Source organism: Streptomyces sp. NPDC001714, assembly GCF_042892755.1.
Lineage (GTDB): Bacteria > Actinomycetota > Actinomycetes > Streptomycetales > Streptomycetaceae > Streptomyces.
Window position 1 is genome coordinate 784,695 of sequence record NZ_JBIAUL010000001.1, and the last position, 17,887, is coordinate 802,581.

Annotated in this window: 17 protein-coding genes; 10 read left to right on the forward strand and 7 right to left on the reverse strand. The window is 72.4% G+C overall.

Annotation, left to right across the window (positions count from 1 at the left end; translation table 11 throughout):
- Positions 1–28: 28 nt before the first annotated feature.
- Together ACFY0P_RS03660 and ACFY0P_RS03665 are read left to right on the forward strand one after the other, a co-directional pair.
- Positions 29–550 carry a response regulator gene (locus ACFY0P_RS03660; RefSeq protein WP_388906882.1) on the forward strand — a complete coding sequence of 174 codons (522 nt, stop codon included), beginning with the start codon at positions 29–31 and terminating at the stop codon, positions 548–550.
- A 90-nt stretch (positions 551–640) separates the two neighbouring features.
- Positions 641–1,468 carry an oxidoreductase gene (locus ACFY0P_RS03665; protein WP_388906885.1) on the forward strand — a complete coding sequence of 276 codons (828 nt, stop codon included), beginning with the start codon at positions 641–643 and terminating at the stop codon, positions 1,466–1,468.
- 193 nt (positions 1,469–1,661) lie between these two features.
- On the opposite strand, the gene ACFY0P_RS03670 is transcribed toward ACFY0P_RS03665, so the two are convergent.
- A complete protein-coding gene (locus ACFY0P_RS03670) occupies positions 1,662–2,834 on the reverse strand; it encodes a serpin family protein (RefSeq protein ID WP_388906887.1) in 1,173 nt (390 codons plus the stop codon).
- Entirely contained in the window at positions 2,831–3,004 is a 174-nt protein-coding gene (locus ACFY0P_RS03675; RefSeq protein ID WP_388906890.1) for a hypothetical protein, read from the reverse strand. Before ACFY0P_RS03675 ends, ACFY0P_RS03670 begins: the two co-directional genes overlap by 4 nt.
- 100 nt (positions 3,005–3,104) lie before the next feature.
- Here ACFY0P_RS03675 and ACFY0P_RS03680 point away from each other — a divergent pair, with 100 nt between their 5' ends.
- The 6 genes from ACFY0P_RS03680 to ACFY0P_RS03705 all read left to right on the forward strand — a co-directional run bounded on the left by ACFY0P_RS03680 (position 3,105) and on the right by ACFY0P_RS03705 (position 9,692).
- Positions 3,105–4,322 carry a DUF4190 domain-containing protein gene (locus tag ACFY0P_RS03680; RefSeq protein WP_388906892.1) on the forward strand — a complete coding sequence of 406 codons (1,218 nt, stop codon included), beginning with the start codon at positions 3,105–3,107 and terminating at the stop codon, positions 4,320–4,322.
- Between the two features lie 147 nt (positions 4,323–4,469).
- Positions 4,470–5,222: a GntR family transcriptional regulator gene (locus tag ACFY0P_RS03685; protein WP_388906894.1), complete on the forward strand. Its 753-nt coding sequence runs from the start codon at positions 4,470–4,472 to the stop codon at positions 5,220–5,222.
- 327 nt (positions 5,223–5,549) lie between these two features.
- Positions 5,550–5,753 carry an SPOR domain-containing protein gene (locus ACFY0P_RS03690; protein ID WP_388906896.1) on the forward strand — a complete coding sequence of 68 codons (204 nt, stop codon included), beginning with the start codon at positions 5,550–5,552 and terminating at the stop codon, positions 5,751–5,753.
- 21 nt (positions 5,754–5,774) lie between these two features.
- Positions 5,775–6,194 carry a (deoxy)nucleoside triphosphate pyrophosphohydrolase gene (locus ACFY0P_RS03695; RefSeq protein WP_388906898.1) on the forward strand — a complete coding sequence of 140 codons (420 nt, stop codon included), beginning with the start codon at positions 5,775–5,777 and terminating at the stop codon, positions 6,192–6,194.
- A gap of 179 nt (positions 6,195–6,373) precedes the next feature.
- On the forward strand, positions 6,374–6,844 hold the full coding sequence (locus ACFY0P_RS03700) for an ATP-binding protein (RefSeq protein WP_388906900.1): 471 nt from the start codon (positions 6,374–6,376) through the stop codon (positions 6,842–6,844).
- Positions 6,845–7,103: 259 nt separating this feature from the next.
- Positions 7,104–9,692: a SpoIIE family protein phosphatase gene (locus ACFY0P_RS03705; protein ID WP_388906902.1), complete on the forward strand. Its 2,589-nt coding sequence runs from the start codon at positions 7,104–7,106 to the stop codon at positions 9,690–9,692.
- Between the two features lie 175 nt (positions 9,693–9,867).
- Here ACFY0P_RS03705 and ACFY0P_RS03710 read toward each other — a convergent pair whose 3' ends face one another.
- A complete protein-coding gene (locus tag ACFY0P_RS03710; protein WP_388906904.1) occupies positions 9,868–11,349 on the reverse strand; it encodes a hypothetical protein in 1,482 nt (493 codons plus the stop codon).
- Between the two features lie 82 nt (positions 11,350–11,431).
- On the opposite strand from ACFY0P_RS03710, the gene ACFY0P_RS03715 reads away from it, so the two are divergent.
- Both ACFY0P_RS03715 and ACFY0P_RS03720 read left to right on the forward strand, forming a co-directional pair.
- The gene (locus ACFY0P_RS03715; protein ID WP_388906906.1) at positions 11,432–12,769 is read left to right on the forward strand and encodes a glycosyl hydrolase family 18 protein; all 1,338 of its coding nucleotides are present in this window, start codon (positions 11,432–11,434) and stop codon (positions 12,767–12,769) included.
- Entirely contained in the window at positions 12,766–13,755 is a 990-nt protein-coding gene (locus ACFY0P_RS03720) for a phosphotransferase family protein (protein ID WP_388906909.1), read from the forward strand. Before ACFY0P_RS03715 ends, ACFY0P_RS03720 begins: the two co-directional genes overlap by 4 nt.
- On the opposite strand, the gene ACFY0P_RS03725 is transcribed toward ACFY0P_RS03720, so the two are convergent.
- From ACFY0P_RS03725 to ACFY0P_RS03740, 4 genes are read right to left on the reverse strand one after another with little or no spacing between them, the layout of a single operon-like run.
- Complete coding sequence (locus ACFY0P_RS03725; RefSeq protein ID WP_388906911.1) at positions 13,730–14,506, reverse strand: succinate dehydrogenase/fumarate reductase iron-sulfur subunit; 777 nt, start codon at positions 14,504–14,506, stop codon at positions 13,730–13,732. The genes ACFY0P_RS03720 and ACFY0P_RS03725 overlap by 26 nt on opposite strands.
- Entirely contained in the window at positions 14,503–16,434 is a 1,932-nt protein-coding gene (locus ACFY0P_RS03730; RefSeq protein ID WP_388906913.1) for a fumarate reductase/succinate dehydrogenase flavoprotein subunit, read from the reverse strand. The genes ACFY0P_RS03725 and ACFY0P_RS03730 overlap by 4 nt, the downstream gene beginning before the upstream one ends.
- Before the next feature lie 14 nt (positions 16,435–16,448).
- Positions 16,449–17,270 (reverse strand): hypothetical protein, encoded by an 822-nt coding sequence (locus tag ACFY0P_RS03735; protein WP_388906916.1) that lies wholly within the window; start codon positions 17,268–17,270, stop codon positions 16,449–16,451.
- A gap of 48 nt (positions 17,271–17,318) precedes the next feature.
- Positions 17,319–17,609, reverse strand: a complete 291-nt coding sequence (locus tag ACFY0P_RS03740) for a hypothetical protein (RefSeq protein ID WP_189267731.1) — start codon at positions 17,607–17,609, stop codon at positions 17,319–17,321.
- Between the last annotated feature and the right edge of the window lie 278 nt (positions 17,610–17,887).

A 17,887-nucleotide genomic window follows, 5' to 3' on the forward strand; every position in this document is an offset into this window, starting at 1 on the left:
ACGGCCCGGAGGTGGACGGTCACCGGCCATGAACTCGTCCACCGGTACCCCACGGATCCTGGTCGTGGACGACGGGAAGGACCTGACCGACCTGCTGGTGACGGTACTGCGGGCCGAGGGCTGGCGGACCGAGCCGGCGCCGGACGGCACGACCGCGATGCGGGCGGCTCGCGGCTTCCGGCCCGACGCGGTGGTCCTGGACCGCGGGCTGCCCGACCTGGAGGGCCTGGAGGTGCTACGGCGGCTCCGGGCCTGCCGGCCGGACCTCCCCGTGCTCTTCCTGACCGCCGGGGAGAGCGTCGAGGACCGGGTGGCCGGCCTGTGGGTTCGGGGTCCCCGCGGGCACCATCGGGTACGGCGGGGCCCGCTCCCTGGAACGGGTGCCGGAGACCGACTTCGGCACCGAGACCGGCCGGCTTGCCGAAGCCGTCAACCGCCTGCTCGGCCACTCGAGAACGCCCTCGCCGACCGCTACGCCACCGAACTGCGCATGCGCGACTTCCGTTCACCGTACGGTCGCCGCTGTGCCCTGCGTACGCCGGTGAGGTGAACCCGCCCCGGAAACCCGTTGGACGTGAACTCCCTTACGGGTGAGGGTGGTCGGCTGTACCGACAGCGGAGAGCAGCAGGGAGACGGGACATGACCAGGATCTGGCTCATCACCGGCGCGAGCAGCGGCTTCGGCCGGGCGCTCACCGAGGCCGCGCTCGCCGCGGGCGACACGGTCGTCGGGGCGGCCCGGCACCCCGAGGCACTGGCGGAGCTTGCCGCCGCCCACCCGGGCCGGGTGGACCCGGTCCGCCTGGACGTCACGGACACGGCGGCGATCGAGCCCGCCGTACGGGACGTGATCGCCCGGCACGGCCGGATCGACGTGCTCGTCAACAACGCGGGCCGCACGCATGTCGGCGCCTTCGAGGAGACCACCGACGCCGAACTGCGCGACCTGTTCGACCTGCATGTCTTCGGCCCGGCCGCGCTGGTCCGGGCGGTCCTGCCGCACCTGCGCAGGCAGCGCTCGGGAGCCGTCGTCCAGATGAGCAGCATGGGCGGCCAGATGTCCTTCGCGGGCTTCTCGGCCTACAGCGGCACCAAGTTCGCGCTGGAGGGCATGTCCGAGGGGCTCGCCGACGAGGTGCGGGAGTTCGGGATCAAGGTGCTGATCGTGGAGCCGGGCGCCTTCCGCACCGCCCTCTTCGACACCGGCCGGGCCGGGGTCAGCGACGACACCGGCGTCTACGCCAAGGTCGCCGAGACCCGCGCCGGCGTCGAGGGCGGCGACGGCAGTCAGCCCGGCGACCCGGCCAAGGCCGCCGCCCTGATCCTGGCCGCCCTGGACGCCGAGGAGACCCCGCTGCACCTGCCCCTGGGCGACGACGCGGTGACCGCCGTACTGACGCAACTGGACGTCGTACGACGGGACATCGCCGCCTGGGAGAAGCGCACGCGGGCTACGGACTTCGACTAGGCGCTCCGCTGGATGGGCCGCGCTACGCCGTCGTTCGTCTGCGGCGCCGTCGTGGCTTGTCGCGCAGTTCCCCGCGCCCCTTGAAAGCAGGGGGTTGCACGAGCGCCCCTTCAGGGGCGCGGGGAACTGCGCGATCGGCTCCCAGGCACCCGCAGACGAACGACGGCGCATCGCGGCACCGCCGGCGGAGCGCTCAGCTCACCGCCGCAGGCTCCGTCACCCACCCCGCCGCCAGCACCAGCCGGCTCGCCCGGTGCACCGCGAGAAAGCCGAACGGCCGGTCGAAGGCGGCCCGCACCACCGTGGACTCGTGCCGATACCGCGGCGGCCCGCCGCCCGGCGCCGCCACCACCGCGGTGACCGCGGCGGCCCGGAAGCCCAGCGGCCCGAACTCCGCGACCGCGGACTGCCCGGCCGCCCCGATGGCGAGCGGCGTGGCACTGATCCCGGGGAAGTGCCCCTCACGGGCGTCCGCGGCGGTGGAGAGCCCGAACAGCCCGTGCAGCTGCAGGAGGTCGTGGTCGGCGCGGACCGTGAAGCCCGGGGTGGTCACGTCGAGCCGGATCGGGTCCGGGGCGACCGACGGCTGCCTCTCCACGACCACACCCGGCCCGGCGGGCCCGTAGGGGAGCTGTCCGCCGGTCGTCACCGGCAGGGCCCGCTCCAGGACGCCGATGCCCGTGTGCAGCACCTCCCCCGGGGCCATGCCCTCCGCGCCGAGCACGAGGTGCACGTCGAGGCCGTTGTCGCCGAGGACCTTCAGCGTGGTGACGTGCCCGTGAGGACCGGCGGTCACCCCGATCCGGTCGGGCCGGACGCTGCTGCGGTGCAGACCGGCCAGGTCCCGTCCCTGCCAGGGCCCGGAGCCGGGCCGCAGCACCGTCTCCCGGAACGGGTGCTGCCAGTCCGTGTGCAGGGCCAGCGCGGTCGCCAGCACCATCCGGGCGCCCTCGGTCAACTGGACCGGCAGCCGCTCGACCAGCCCCCCGGTGCGCTTCGCCGCCCACGCGTCCAGCGCCTCCCGACAGGCCGCGAGGTCGGGGCCGAGTACCCCGTGCGCGTCGGCGGGCAGCCCCGCCGCCCACTGCTCGCGCAGCTCCAGCGCCCGGTCGGTCCACAGCCCCAGGGCCGACCCGACACCCGGCATCGAGTCGAGCCCCGTGAGTAACTCCCGCGCACCGGCGGCAGCCTGGTCCGCTTGCATGCCGACGGCCCGGCTCAGTTCGTCCCGGGCCGGGCCGGCGGCGCCGTCGGCGAGGAAGGCGAGCAGCGGCCAGACACCGGCGGCCGAGAAGACCGTGCCCTGTCTGGTCTGCCTGGCCCAGCGTGCGGTGAGCGCGTTGACGGCGCCGACGGTGTCGTTCATTCGTCGTCCTTCCAGGGGTACTCGGGGCAGGGCAGGGGGTCCGTGACCCGGGCCGCCGCGAGGACGAGCCGGGCGTGCCGGTGCGGCGCGGGGAAGCCGAAGGGGCGGTCGTCCGCCAGGGGCCCGGCGCGTGCGCCGGCCCGCCGCACGGCCGCCTTCCCCACCCTCATTCCGCCCCCGTTCACGGCGCGCTTACGATGCGCGCAGTCGTACGTCAGTTCAGCCGTGCGTTTCCACGCGGCCCGACGCCCCCTCAGGAGCACGGTACCGGTGTCCATACCTCCGCCCCCCGGCCCCCACCAGCCACAAGGGCCCTACCAACCGCCCCAGTCGGGCCAGCCGCAGTATCCGCAGTACCCGCAGGCACCGTACGGGCAGCAGCCGCCGTACCCGGGGCCGTACCAGCCCTGGGGCCAGGGCTACGGCCCCTACGCCCCCCAGCCGCCCGTCAACGGGCTCGCCATCGCCTCCCTCGTGCTCGGGCTGCTGTGCTGTCTGCCGGGGGTGGGGCTGGTGCTGGGGCTGGTCGGGCTGGGTCAGATCCGCAGGCGCGGGGAGCGCGGCAAGGCGATGGCGGTCACCGGGTCGGTGTTCTCCGGGCTCGGACTGGCCCTGTGGGTGCTGCTGCTGGCCACCGGCGGGGCGGCGGAGTTCTGGGAGGGCGTCAAGGAGGGCGCGAACGACAGCTCCAGCCTCTCCCTGTCCACCGGCGACTGCTTCGACACCCCCGACGGCACGCTCACCGGCGACCTGGTCTCCGACGTCGACGTCGTGGACTGCGCGAAGGCGCACGACGGCGAGGTCTTCGCCACCTACAAGCTCAAGGGCTCGTCCTACCCCGGCGACGACAGCGTCGGCGACTCCGCCGACCGGCGCTGCTACGCCCTGGAGGACGGCTACGCGATGGACGGCTGGGCGATCCCCGGCGACGTCGACGTGTACTACTTCACGCCCAGCGCGGACAGTTGGGAGTACGGCGACCGGGAGGTCGCCTGCGTCTTCGGCAACACCACCGAGGGCCGCACCCTGTCCGGCTCGCTGCGCAACGACGAGAGCGTGCTCGACGCCGACCAGGTCGCCTACCTCGACGCCGCGCACGTCCTCAACACCGCTCTCGCCGGTGTCCCCGAGGACGAGTACGTCGAGGACGACCTGCCCGGCTACCGGCAGTGGGCGGACCGGGTGACCACGGCCCTCGGCAAGCAGACCGCGATGCTGCGCGCGCACGGCTGGGGCCCGGACGGAAAGAAGCCGGTGAACGACCTGATCGCGGACCTGGACAAGGCGAAGGCCGAGTGGGCGAAGGCCGCGAAGGCCACGGACGTGGACACGTACTACGCCCATTACGACAAGGGTTCGGCGCTGCTCGACCCGAAGCGGACCGTCACCGCCCGCAAGGCTCTGGGCCTTGCCACGACCCCGCCCTCGTACGACGACGGGGGCGGCGGCTCCGGCAGCGGAGGAAGTGGCTCCGGCCTGGAGGTGTGATCGCGGCTATAACGGGGAGAAAGTGCCTGCGTAAAGCCTCCCCGGGTCACATGTCATCACATCGAGTGATTCTCTGGCCTTCGCTTGCACCGCTCAACCCACGGTTGCCACGCTGTTGCTGTCTGTACAACCTGATGGGAGCGGCCAGTGACTTTCGGTGAGCAGCCGGCGTATCTGCGTGTCGCGGGTGATCTCCGCAAGAAGATCGTCGACGGTTCGCTGCCGCCCCACACCCGGCTGCCCTCCCAGGCCCGCATCCGCGAAGAGTACGGCGTCTCGGACACGGTCGCCCTGGAGGCCCGCAAGGTGCTGATGGCCGAAGGGCTGGTCGAGGGCCGGTCCGGCTCCGGGACCTATGTGCGCGAGCGGCCCGTGCCCCGGCCGGTGGCCCGCTCCGGGTACCGCCCGGCCGGCGGCGCCACCCCGTTCCGCCAGGAGCAGTCGGACGCGGCGGCGCGCGGCACCTGGGAGTCCAGCAGCGAGCAGACCGGGGCCGGCGCCGCGATCGCCGACCGCCTCGGCATCCGCGTCGGCGACCGCGTGATGTGCACCCGGTACCTGTTCCGGGACGCGGGCGAGCCGATGATGCTCTCCACCTCCTGGGAGCCCCTGGCCGTCACCGGCCGCACCCCCGTGATGCTGCCCGAGGAGGGCCCGCTCGGCGGGATGGGCGTGGTCGAGCGGATGCGGGCCATCGACGTCGTCGTGGACAACGTCACCGAGGAGGTCGGCGCCCGCCCCGGCCTGGCCGAGGAACTGCTCACGCTGGGCGGGGTCCCCGGCCATGTCGTCCTGGTGATCCAGCGGACGTACTACGCCTCCGGCCGCCCGGTGGAGACCGCGGACGTCGTCATCCCGGCCGACCGCTACCGGGCCTCCTACCACCTGCCGGTGAGGTAGCGGGCGTACCACCTCTTCGTGAAGTAGCGCACACCCTTGCGATGGTTGACGCCTTCACGACCTGGGTCCGGACCTGCGCCCTCCGCTGGAATCCAGCCGTTCTCCCAGGTGACCCGGGTACGCTCGGCATGCCCGCGACCCGAAGGACGAGGCGCGCGAACGGCGCATTCGTAGTCGCGCGCCCCCACCGTTCTGGCTGGTTGCGTACCTCTTTGTGAAAAGGCGTATTCGCTGCGTAAAGGTTAGGCGTACGCTCGGGCATATGCGGAGTGCGGTTTCCTTAGCGGGGCGGGGATGGGCGGGAGCCGGGAGATGCGGAGGGGCGCGATGACGGAAGGCACGGTCTCTCTCCCCTGGATCGTCATACGGCAGGACGACAGCGGCAATCGCTACCGCGTCGGCCGGTACGCGACCAGGGCCGAGGCGCAGAAGATCGCCGACAGTCTCGACGACCGCGGACACAAGCAGCTCTACTGGGTCGAGCGCATCGGCCACAGCAACGGCAACGGGGACGGCGGTACCCGTAACTGAGCCTCCCGTAGGCTCCGGCCCATGAGCGAACGGATCGTGGTGGTCGGAGCCGCCCTGCTCGGCGCCGGCCGCCTCCTCGCGGCCCGCCGCAGCGCACCCCCCGAGCTGGCCGGCCGCTGGGAGCTGCCCGGCGGCAAGGTCGAGCCCGGCGAGACCCCCGAGCACGCCCTGGAGCGCGAACTGCGCGAGGAGTTGGGCGTCGAGTCGGAGACGCTGACCCGGGTGCCGGGAGAGTGGCCGCTCCGCGAGCCGTACGTCCTCCAGGTGTGGACCGCCCGCCTCCACCCCGGCTCCCCGGACCCCAAGCCCCTCCAGGACCACGACGAGCTGCGCTGGCTGACCCCGGCCGAGATCTGGGACGTGAACTGGCTGGACCAGGACGTGCCGGCGGTGCGTGAGGTGGCCGCCGTCTTGAGTCCCGGGCGCAGCCCCGACGAATAGGGGCGCTGGGGGGACCCCCGGCCGAAGGCTGGGGGAGGAACTGCGCGCCAAGCCCCGACGGCGCCGCACCCGCCCCACACCCGCGCCCCCCGAGCTCCTGGGCGCTTCGGCCCCCGGCGTAAGCCGTTCGCACCACAGTGCGCCCTCTCTCGCGGTACTGCCCCCAGGTAACCGGGTATGTGCCCATTAACCCCACGAAACCGGACAGTGCCGGGCTCGCAGCCAGGGGAAGCGACTGGGAAGTGATCGGTGTGATCGACACCGAAGGTGACACCGCCGAGTGGACCTTTCCCGCGGAACCGGGCGCCGTGCGCACCGCCCGGACCGCGGTCCGAGACCAACTGCGCGGCTGGGGCCTGGACGGCCTCGCCGACCTGGCCGCCCTGCTCGTCAGCGAGCTGGTCACCAACGCGCTGCGGCACGCCACCGGCCCCATCGGCGTACGCCTCGTCCGCCCCCCGGAGCTCCGCGACATCCTGCGTGTCGAGGTCTCCGACCCGCTCCCGGACCTGCCGCACGAGCGCGCGGCCAGCCCCGACGACGAGAGCGGCCGCGGCCTCCAGCTCGTCGCGGGCTCCTCGCGCAGCTGGGGTACCCGTCCGGGAGTCAACGGCAAGACGGTCTGGTTCGAGCTGGCCGTACCAGGGTGAACGATGTGAACGGGGTGTACACGCAGTGCTACGTCGTCCACCCGCGAGAGTGGCTGATCAACACGTGCCGGAGTGCGTGATTCGACGGCGTGTTCCCTGGTTAGAAGACTGGAAGTGTTGTCACGGTCCGGTCCGGAAATCGTCGGGACCGTGCTGTGATCGTGAACACCGTGTCAGGCGGCACCGTAGTGCTGGATACTGCGGGCAGCCGCACCCGGTGACCGGTGCCGGACGCGGTGAGCTGGAGGGGACGGTTCGCGTGAGCGAGATACCAGCTAAGGCCACGGAGTCCGAGGACCCGTCGGACGGCGCGAGGGCGGGGACTGCGGAGACAGCCGCGGCCCCTGGCGACGCCATGTGGCAGAGCAGCCCTCCCGGCTCGATCTACGACTACATCAAGGTCGCCTCGTTCTCCATCGGCGCCGGCGGCCTGGTCGACCAGTGGAGCCTGCGCGCGGAGCAGATCTTCGGCATCCCCGCCGAGCGCGCCGTCGGCATGGACCCCATAGAGGCGTTCGTCGACCCGGACCTGCGCGAGCGCGGCCAGCGGAAGATGGCCGAGATCCTGGACGGCCGGGAGTGGACCGGCGTGGTCCCGTTCCGGATGCCCGACACGGCGGACGGCGAGCGTGGCGAGGAGGGCATCGCCGAGGTCTACGTCATGCCCACCCGCACCGCCGAGGGCGAGAACGCGGCCGTGTGCATCGTGGTCGACGTCCGCACCCTGCGCAGCATCGAGACCGACCTCGCCGCCTCGCAGTCGATATTCGGTCAATCTCCGTTCGGCTTCCTGCTGATCGACACCGACCTGCGGATCCGCCGCGCCAACGTACGGTTCTCCTCCATCTTCGGCGGCAGCCCCGACGACCACCGCGGCAAGGGCGTCCACGACTACCTGCCGCGCTCCGAGGCCGAGCGGGTCGCGGCCACCCTGCGCCGGGTCCTGGAGACCGGCAACTCCATCACGGACATGCACGTCACGGGCTTCGTACCGGGCTCCGAGGAGCGCCGGCACTGGTCCATCAACCTCTACCGGGTGCACAGCGGCAGCGGCCGCCCCATCGGCATCGCCTGGCTCGGCCTCGACATCACCGCCCGCCGCGCCGCCGCCCGCGAGGCCGCCGCGGCCCGGCGCAACCTCGCCCTCCTCAACGAGGCCGGCGCCCGCATCGGCAACTCCCTCGACCTGGAGACCACCGCCCGGGAACTCCTCGACGTGGTCGTCCCCGGCTTCTGCGACCTCGCCACCGTCGACCTCTACCAGGGTCTGCTGGCCGGCGACGAGACCCCGCCCGGACTCGCCGACGGCAGCGCCGAGCTGCGCCGGGTCGCCTTCGCCAGCGCGGTCTCCGACGCCCCCTTCGTGGGCGGCGGCGTCCCGGTCGCCGTCGGCGCGGTCCACCACTACCCCTTCAACTCCCCGTGCGCGGACGCCCTGCGCACGGCCCGCCCGCAGCACGTGCCGGCGGCGGAGGGCGGACTCGTGCAGTCCACGCTGGCCGTGCCCATGGTCGCCCACGACACGGTCGTCGGCCTCGCCCAGTTCGCCCGCACCAAGGGCAGCGAGCCGTTCGGCGACCGCGACCGCGACCTCGCCGTCGAGCTGGCCGCCCGCGCCGCCGTCTGCATCGACAACGCCCGCCTCTACCGGCGCGAGCACGAACGTGCGTTGATACTGCAGCGGTCCCTGCTCCCGCCCGGCGACCCGGAGGCCTCAGGGCTGGACATCGCCTGCCGCTACCTGCCCGGCAACGCGGCCACCGAGGTCGGCGGCGACTGGTTCGACGTCATAGAGCTCCCCGGCCACCGCACGGCGCTGGTGGTGGGGGACGTGATGGGCCGGGGTCTACGCGCGGCGGTCGCGATGGGTGAACTCCGCACCGCGGTCCGTACGCTGGCCCTCCTCGACCTCGAACCGGCCGAGGTCCTCTCCGCGCTGGACGAGATCGCCCGTGGCCTCGGCACCCCCGGCGGGGTCCAGCAGGCCACCCGCACGGCCCGCCAGCCCCGCGACGCCGACCTCTCCGAGGTCTACCTCGCCACGTGTGTGTACGCCGTCTACGACTCCGTCACCAGGCGCTGTACGTTCGCCAACGCCGGCCATCTGCCTCCCGTCCTCGTGGAACCGGGCGAGGCCGCCCTGATGCTCGACGTGCCGCCCGGCATGCCGCTCGGCGTCGGCGGCGAGCCCTTCGAGGAGGTCGAGGTCGAACTCCCCGAGGGCGCGTTGCTGGCGCTGTACACCGACGGCCTGGTCGAATCCCGCGACCACCCCCTGGACGAGGGCCTCCAGGCCTTCGTGGGCGCCCTCACGGACCCCTCCCAACCCCTTGAGGACGTCTGCGACCACGTCCTCAACACCCTCGACACGCACCACGGCGAGGACGACATCGCGTTGCTGATGGCACGTGTACAGGGGCTGCCGGCCGACTCGGTCGGCGACTGGACGCTCCCGCGCGAGCCCCGCAGCGTCGGCCGCGCCCGCGAGTACGCGCGCGGCCAGCTGCTCACCTGGGACCTGGAGCCGCTGGTCGACACGACGGAACTCCTGGTCAGCGAACTCGTCACCAACGCGTTGCGGTACGGCGAGGGCGAGATAAGGCTCCGCCTGCTCCTCGACCGGACCCTGGTCTGCGAGGTCTGGGACTCCGGCCTGGTGCAGCCGAGGCGCCGCAGGGCGCGGGACACCGACGAGGGCGGCCGCGGCCTCCAGCTGGTCGGCCTCCTGAGCGCGGCGTGGGGCTCACGCCGGACGCCGCGCGGGAAGACGGTGTGGTTCGAACTGCCGCTGCCGGACGGCGAGACGGGGCTGACGGACCCTGCGGAGGCTCTCCTCAGCCTGTTCTGAGGAGGGGCCTTCCGGCCGGTGGTTCGGCGGGGCGCCGTGGGGGCTTGTCGCGCAGTTCCCCGCGCCCCTTACGGGGCGCCAGCGACAGCGCCCCGTAAGGGGCGCGGGGAACTGCGCGATCAACCCCCACTCACCCGCAGCCGCCCGACGACCCCCCGCGGCACCCCCTGACGCGCTACCCCAGCCTCCCCCTGCTCTCCGGCCCCCCGAAGGCCACCACCGGCCCCCCGTCCCCCTCCTCACCCAGCAGGACACCCCCGAGCACCGCCCCCGCCACCCCACTCCCATGGGCGGCCTCCCCGGTGAACGGGTTCCCGTGTGCCCGAACGTCCCGCTCCGCCAACTCCCGTGCCCTCCGCGCCAGCCTGTCGGCGTCCGCGGGCGCGGCCCGCCCCGCCGCCGCCAGCAACGCGCGCGCCTCCGCCCCCACCGCCGCCCGATGGGTCCCCACGAAGTCGTCCGCCGCCCCCAGCGCACTGCGTGTCACCAGCCCCGCCCCCGCCGCGACGACCCCGGTCCGCCCGCCCCCCGTCCCCTCCACCGCCCGCACGACCCGGCGCAGGGCGTCCAACGGGTCGTACGGCCCGCCGGTCACCTCCCCCCGTACGCCGGCCAGCATGGCGTCGGCATGCGCCAGCCGCGGCGGCAACGCCGTCCCCCGCAGACCCACCAGCTCCGCCTCCGCGCCCGTGAGGACGGCCGGCAGCAGCCCCGCCGCCGTCCGCAGCTCTTCCGCCAGCCGTTCCACCCCGCCCAGCAGTACCCCGGCCTGCGCCACGGCCCCCTCGGCGGCCCGCACCCCCCGCCGGAACCCGTCGCCGTCGCCGGAATCGGCGGCCTGGCGGGCCTGGTTGAGCCGTGAGGTCGCGAACACCAGCCGGTCCTTGGCCTGTTCGACGTATCCGACGACGGAGGCGACCGCGGCCGCCCCGTACCGCTCACCCGCTCCGGCCAGCGCCGCCGCCACCCCGCCGGTCCGCCCCGCCAGCCGCCGGAACCGGCCCTCGGCCTCCGCCAGCGCATCCCCCGCGTCCCACGCGGCGTCGAACCCCGCCGCCTCCGCGTCCAGTTGCCGCCCGGCCTCCGCGCACCGCCCGACCACCCCCACCAGCGCCTGACGCCGGCCCGTGTCGTCCTCCGGTATCCCCTCCTCGTACCGCCGCCATATCGCGAACGCGGCCGCCAGCTCGGTCTCGGCCGCCCGCAGGGCCCGCACGGCGGACGCGGCCCCTTCCACGTACCCGAGGGCCTCCCGGCTGGTGCGGACGCAGTCGTCGGCGAGGACCAGGGAGGCCCGGGCCTGCCGCTCGACGTCGACGGGCGACGGAACCGGCGGGGCGGGGGAGAGGATCCCCGGCGTGGTGCGCGAGCGGGCCCGCCGTACCCGGCGTACGTATCCGTAGCCGCCCAGCGCGCCGGCCGCCGCCACGGCGACGAGCGGCAGGACGTAGTCGGTCGCCGAAGCCCCGTCCGCCGCCTGGGCCGCGGAGACCGTACCGCCGTCCGCCACGGGAACCGGATCTTGAGTGACGCTCGTCATCACCGGCAACACGAGCCAGACCACCCCGGCCACCCCGCCCAGCACCGCATGCCCCACCCGCACGGCTATGTGCCCCGTGGCATGCCTCGGCCGCCCCCGGATCAAGGATGACGTCACATTTCGGAGCGTATGGGCAGCCCGTCGGCTTCGCGACCGGGGCGGAGACAGCCGGGGGACGACGAGAAAAGGGGGACAGCGCATGAAACGGAGCCCGAACCAGGAGAACGACCCGAACCCGGCCACCGCCCCGAACCCCGGGCCCCGACCACCCGCGCCCGCCGGCGAACCGAAACCCGCCCGGCTTTCCCCACCGTCCACCGACGACCCGGACCCGGCCCAGGCCCCGCCCCCGGCCGCCGACGCGCCACCCCTCCCACCGACTCCACCCACCCCCGCCGACGCCCCGGCCGCCGCGCAGCCGCCACCCGCCCCCGCCGGCGGCCCGAACCCCCCGCCCGTCTCACCCGCAGTCGCCGACGCCCCCGGACCCGCACCGGGACCGGCCGCACCCGACGACGAGAGCCGCACGGGCCGGGTGGGTGGCAAGAGGAAAATCGGCAGATGGACGCTGCGCGTCCTCCTCGTCCTGCTGCTCCCCCTCCTCATCGCCGAGACCGCCCTCCGCATCAACTACGCCGGCGACCCGAAGGCCGGTACGTACAGCCGGAACCGGGACGCCCTCTGGCTCGGTCACGCGTGGGTCGACGGTCGTAGGACCGACGCCGACGTCACCGCCCTCGCCGCCCGGCTCGCGGACACCGGCATGCGCGACCTCTACGTCCATGCCGGACCACTGGAACACAACGGCACGCTGCCCAAATCGGCCTATCCCAAGGCCCGTTGGCTGATAACAGCCGTGCATCGAAAGCTCCCCGGCGTCCGGGTGCAGGCCTGGCTCGGCGACGAGGTCGCGCCCGAGAAGCCGTACGCCATGCATCTGGAGAAGAAGGAGACGCGGGACGCCGTCGTCGCGTCCGCGCGGCAGGTCGTCGCTGCCGGGTTCGACGGGGTCCACTTCGACCTGGAGCCCCTGCACTCCGGCGACCGGAACTACCTCGCCCTCCTGGACGCCCTGCGCCCCGCGACCCCGCTGCTGTCCGTCGCCGCACACCAGATCGATCCGCTCCCGGCCTTTCACTCCTTCTGGGGTACCGTCACCGGTCATCCGAAATGGTGGTCACAGGAGTATTTCGGGCAAGTCGCCCGTCGGGTGGATCAGATCGCGGTGATGTCGTACGACACCATGCAGCCGCTGCAGAGCCTGTACGGCGGGTACGTCGCGCAGCAGACCAGCCTTGCGCTGGAGGTCACACCGGCGGACACCGATCTCCTCATGGGGCTGCCCTTCTACCACGAGAACCGGTTCGGGCACTGGGCGCACGCCGAGACCGTGCCGGCGGCCGTACGCGGGGTTCGGCTGGGACTGTCACGGACGGACCCGGATCGCGCTACCTTCGGCGTCGCGCTGTACGTCGACTTCGCCGCCACCGAGGATGACTGGACCTCCTATCGGAAGGACTGGGTTCGTACGTCATGACAACCGCTCGTGCCCACCTCACCCGTGACGACCTCGCGTCGCTCTCCCGCGAGGCCCTCGGCCGTGTTCCCGCGGCCGTCACCCGGCTGCGCGGAGGGAGCAAGAAAGGCGTGTACCGGCTCGCCCTCGACAACGGCCGGAGCGCGATCGCGTACGTCTGGTCCCCCGAGGAGGACTACTGGGGGCCCGTCGACGCCGACATCCGGGATCCCTTCGCGCACGCCTCCGGTCTCGGCCTCTTCCTGTCCGCCCACGACCTGCTGACCGAACTCGGCGTGCGCACCCCGCGCCTGCTGTTCGCCGACGAGGACGCCGTACACCTGCCCGCCTACGCCGCGGTCGTCGAGGACGTCCGCGGCGGCAGCCTGGAACTGCTGCTGCGCAGCGACCCGGGCGCCGCACGGGTACCGCTGGCCCGGCTGGCGGGCACGCTCGCCGTGCTCCGTGAGCACGTCTCCGCCGGGTACGGGAAGGCCGCCCTGGTGGAGGAGGGCGGCAAACCGCTCGGCAACTCCTGCGAACAGGTCGTCGCGGACCGCGCGATGCGCGACATCGCGGAGGTGGCCGAGCGGGATCCCCGGCTGCGCGAGGTGCGGCAGGCGCTGACCGAGCGCCTGCACGAGCTCTACGACGCGGTCGAACCACGCGACCACGCCTCCCTCGTGCACGGCGAACTCGGCCCGGACCACGTCCTGGTGACCGAGGAGGGCGATCCCGCGCTCATCGACATCGAAGGCCTGATGTACTTCGACGCCGAGTGGGAGCACGTCTTCCTCCACCTCCGCTTCGGGCCCGCCTACGACGTGCTGCGCACCGCCGACCTCGACGAGGACCGGATGGCGCTGTACCGCCTCGCGATGCACCTCAACCTCGTCGCCGGGCCGCTCCGGCTGCTGGACGGCGACTTCCCGGAGCGCGAACCGATGCGGGACATCGCCGAGTCCAACCTCCGGCAGGTGCTCAGCCTCCTGCGGGGCGCCTCCTGATCTTCGAGCCGAGCCACACCAGCGGGTCGTACTTGCGGTCGACGGCCCGCTCCTTCAGGGGGATCAGGGCGTTGTCGGTGATGTGGATGCCCTCCGGGCACACCTCCGTGCAGCACTTGGTGATGTTGCAGTAGCCGAGGCCGTGTTCGTCCTGGGCCGTGCGCTTGCGGTCCAGGCCGGAGGCCTCCGCCGCGTCCAGCGGGTGCATGTCCAGTTCGGCGACGCGCATGAGGAAACGCGGGCCCGCGAAGGCCGTCTTGTTCTCCTCGTGGTCGCGTACGACGTGACAGGTGTCCTGACACAGGAAGCACTCGATGCACTTGCGGAACTCCTGGGAGCGGTCCACGTCCTCCTGGAACATCCGGTACTCGCCGGGGCCGACCCCGGCGGGCGGTACGAAGGCCGGGACCTCCCTGGCCTTCTGGTAGTTGAAGCCGACGTCGGTGACCAGGTCGCGGATCACCGGGAAGGCGCGCAGCGGGGTGACCGTGACGGTCTCGTCCTGCTCGAAGACCGACATCCGGGTCATGCACATCAGGCGCGGGCGGCCGTTGATCTCCGCCGAGCACGAACCGCACTTGCCCGCCTTGCAGTTCCAGCGGACGGCCAGGTCGGCGGCCTGGGTGGCCTGGATGCGGTGGATGATGTCGAGGACCACCTCGCCCTCGTTCACCTCGACCTTGAAGTCCTCCAGGCCGCCGCCCTCGACGTCGCCCCGCCACACCCGGAAGTGGGCCGTGTAGCCGCTCATTCGTACAGCTCCTCTTCGGCGAGGTACTTGACCAGCTCCTCCTTCTCGAAGAGGGCGAGCAGGTCGGCTCGGATGGGGTCGGTGGTCTCGCGGGTGAGGTCGATCTGGCCGCGCTCCGGGTCGGCGGCGGCCAGGCCGCCGGTGGGGTCGGCCAGCCGGCACAGCAGGTTGACCGGGCGCCAGCGGCGGTCCATCACCGGATGGTCCTCGCGGGTGTGCCCGCCGCGCGACTCGGTGCGCTCAAGCGCCGCCCGGGCCACGCACTCGCTGACCAGCAGCATGTTCCTGAGGTCCAGGGCGAGGTGCCAGCCGGGGTTGAACTGGCGGTGCCCCTCCACCCCGGCCCGGCGCGCCCGCACCCGCAGCCCGGCGAGCTTCTCCAGGGCCTGCTCCATCTCGCCCTCCCGGCGGATGATGCCGACCAGGTCGTTCATGGACTGCTGGAGCTCCTGGTGGAGGGTGTACGGGTTCTCCGGCGGGCCGGAGTCCGGTTCCTGGCCCTCGGCGGAGAAGGGCCGCAGCGCCTCGGCCGCCGCCGCGTCGATCTGTTCGTCGTCCACCGTCGGGCGCTCGTCGAGGTCGGCCGCGTGATCGGCCGCGTGCCAGCCCGCCCGGCGCCCGAACACCAGCAGGTCGGAGAGCGAGTTGCCGCCGAGCCGGTTGGAGCCGTGCATCCCGCCGGCCACCTCACCGGCCGCGAACAGCCCCGGCACCCCGCGGGCGGCGGCGGTGTCGGAGTCCACCGCGACCCCGCCCATCACGTAGTGGCAGGTCGGCCCGACCTCCATCGCCTCCGCCGTGATGTCGACGTCCGCCAGCTCCTTGAACTGGTGGTACATGGACGGCAGCCGGCGCCGGATGACCTCCGCGGGCATCCGCGTCGACACGTCGAGGAAGACCCCGCCGTGCGGGGAGCCGCGGCCCGCCTTCACCTCGGAGTTGATCGCGCGGGCCACCTCGTCGCGGGGGAGCAGCTCCGGGGGACGCCGGTTGTGGTCCGGGTCCTCGTACCAGCGGTCGCCCTCCTCCTCGGACTCGGCGTACTTCTCCTTGAAGACGTCCGGGATGTAGTCGAACATGAACCGCTTGCCCTCGGAGTTGCGGAGCACCCCGCCGTCGCCGCGCACCGACTCGGTGACCAGGATCCCCTTCACCGACGGCGGCCAGACCATGCCGGTCGGGTGGAACTGCACGAACTCCATGTTGAGCAGCGGCGCCCCGGCCAGCAGGGCGAGGGCGTGGCCGTCGCCGGTGTACTCCCACGAGTTCGACGTCACCTTGAAGGACTTGCCGATGCCCCCGGTCGCGACGACGACGGAGGGCGCTTCGAGGACGAAGAAACGGCCGGTCTCCCGCTCGTAGGCGAAGACGCCCGACACCCGGCTGCCGTCCTTGAGGATCCTGGTGACCGTGCACTCCTGGAAGACCTTGAGCCGGGACTCGTAGTCGCCGGTCTCCTTGTGGTCCTCCTGCTGGAGCGAGACGATCTTCTGCTGCAGGGTCCGGATCAGCTCGAGACCCGTACGGTCGCCGACGTGCGCGAGGCGCGGGTACTCGTGGCCGCCGAAGTTGCGCTGGGAGATCTTCCCGTCCTTCGTGCGGTCGAAGAGGGCGCCCCAGGTCTCCAGCTCCCAGACCCGGTCCGGGGCCTCCTTGGCGTGCAGCTCGGCCATCCGCCACTGGTTGAGGAACTTGCCGCCGCGCAGGGTGTCGCGGAAGTGGACCTGCCAGTTGTCGTGCTCGTTGACGTTGGCCATCGCCGCCGCGATGCCGCCCTCGGCCATCACCGTGTGCGCCTTCCCGAACAGCGACTTGCAGATCACCGCCGTACGGGCGCCCCGCTCGCGCGCCTCGATCGCGGCCCGCAGTCCGGCGCCGCCGGCGCCGACGACCACGACGTCCCACTGCTGCCGTTCCACCGCTGACATCAGAAGCCCCTGTCCTAGAAGAATCGCGGATCGTCGAAGACACCGGACGCGAGCAGGTAGACGTAGAAGTCGGCGAGCGCCACGCTCACCAAGGACGCCCAGGCGAGCAGCATGTGCCGGGCGTTGAGCCGGCCGACCAACTGCCATGCCTTGTAGCGCACGGGGTGTTTGGAGAAGTGCTTGAGCTTGCCGCCGACGATGTGCCGGCAGGAGTGGCAGGACAGCGTGTACGCCCAGATCAGCACGATGTTGACCAGGAAGACGAGGGTGCCCAGGCCCATGTGGCCCCAGTGCTCGTCCGTGTCCCGGAAGGAGAGCACCGTGTCGTAGGTCAGCACGCAGGCGACCAGCAGGGCGAAGTAGAAGAAGTACCGGTGGACGTTCTGCAGGATCAGCGGGAAGCGGGTCTCACCGGTGTACTTCGCGTGTGGCTCGGCCACCGCGCAGGCGGGCGGGGACGCCCAGAAGCTGCGGTAGTACGCCTTGCGGTAGTAGTAGCAGGTCAGGCGGAAGCCCAGCGGGAAGATCAGGATGATGATCGCCGGGGAGATCGCCCACCAGCTGCCGAAGAGGTCGGCGTTCGGGCCGGACGGCATGGTCTTGCAGTTCTCGGCCAGACACGGCGAGTAGAACGGCGAGACGTACGGCGCCGAGTAGTAGTGCGCGTTCGAGAAGGCCCGCCACGTCGAGTAGACGACGAACGCGAACAGACCGGCCGCGGTGACGGCGGGCGCCAGCCACCAGCGGTCGGTCCGCAGGTGCGGGGCGGAGATCGCGGCGCGCGTACCGGTGCGTACGCCGCCGCTGTTCGGATGTGGTTCCGTACCAGTGGCCAAGGGGATGACTCCGGTCGGTTCGGGGGTCGGGCCTGCGGGCGGGCGCTCCTAGGGGGCGTGCCGGTCGCGGGCGCCGAGACCCTCGTCGTCGGTGTCCGTCCACAGGTTGATGTCGTACGGGTCGTCGGAGATGGTCACGAGTTCGGGGCGTTTGCCCGGGGTGCCGGTGTTGGCCGCCTCCCGTAGCAGTGCCACGCTCTCGCGCAGGTGATCGGCGTCGGATCGGACGCGGCGCATCTCCAGTCCGCCGCTCCCGAGCTGCTGCTCCAGGCGGCCGACGGACCGGTTCAGGTCTTCTAGGCAACGCTGGACTGACGTCAGGTCGTCGTGCACGGACATGACGTGACCTCACTTCCGCGGACTTCGTGGTCCAAGGCGGCAACGTTCATGCGCCTGCGAGTGTTGCGCGTCACACCTGCCGATGTGAAGCCATGTGCAGCGATTGGCGGATTGCGCGCCTCCGTCGCACGCCCGCACGCGCTCTGTGTGCGCCGGGAAGAGCACGACATTGAGCCGCACGGGTGGCGTTTGACGGCCCCCGCCGCCGTGTCGTCCCGGGCCGACGGACCCCGTCCATTTCAGTGGGGTCCGTACTTCTGACGTACATGTGATCAACT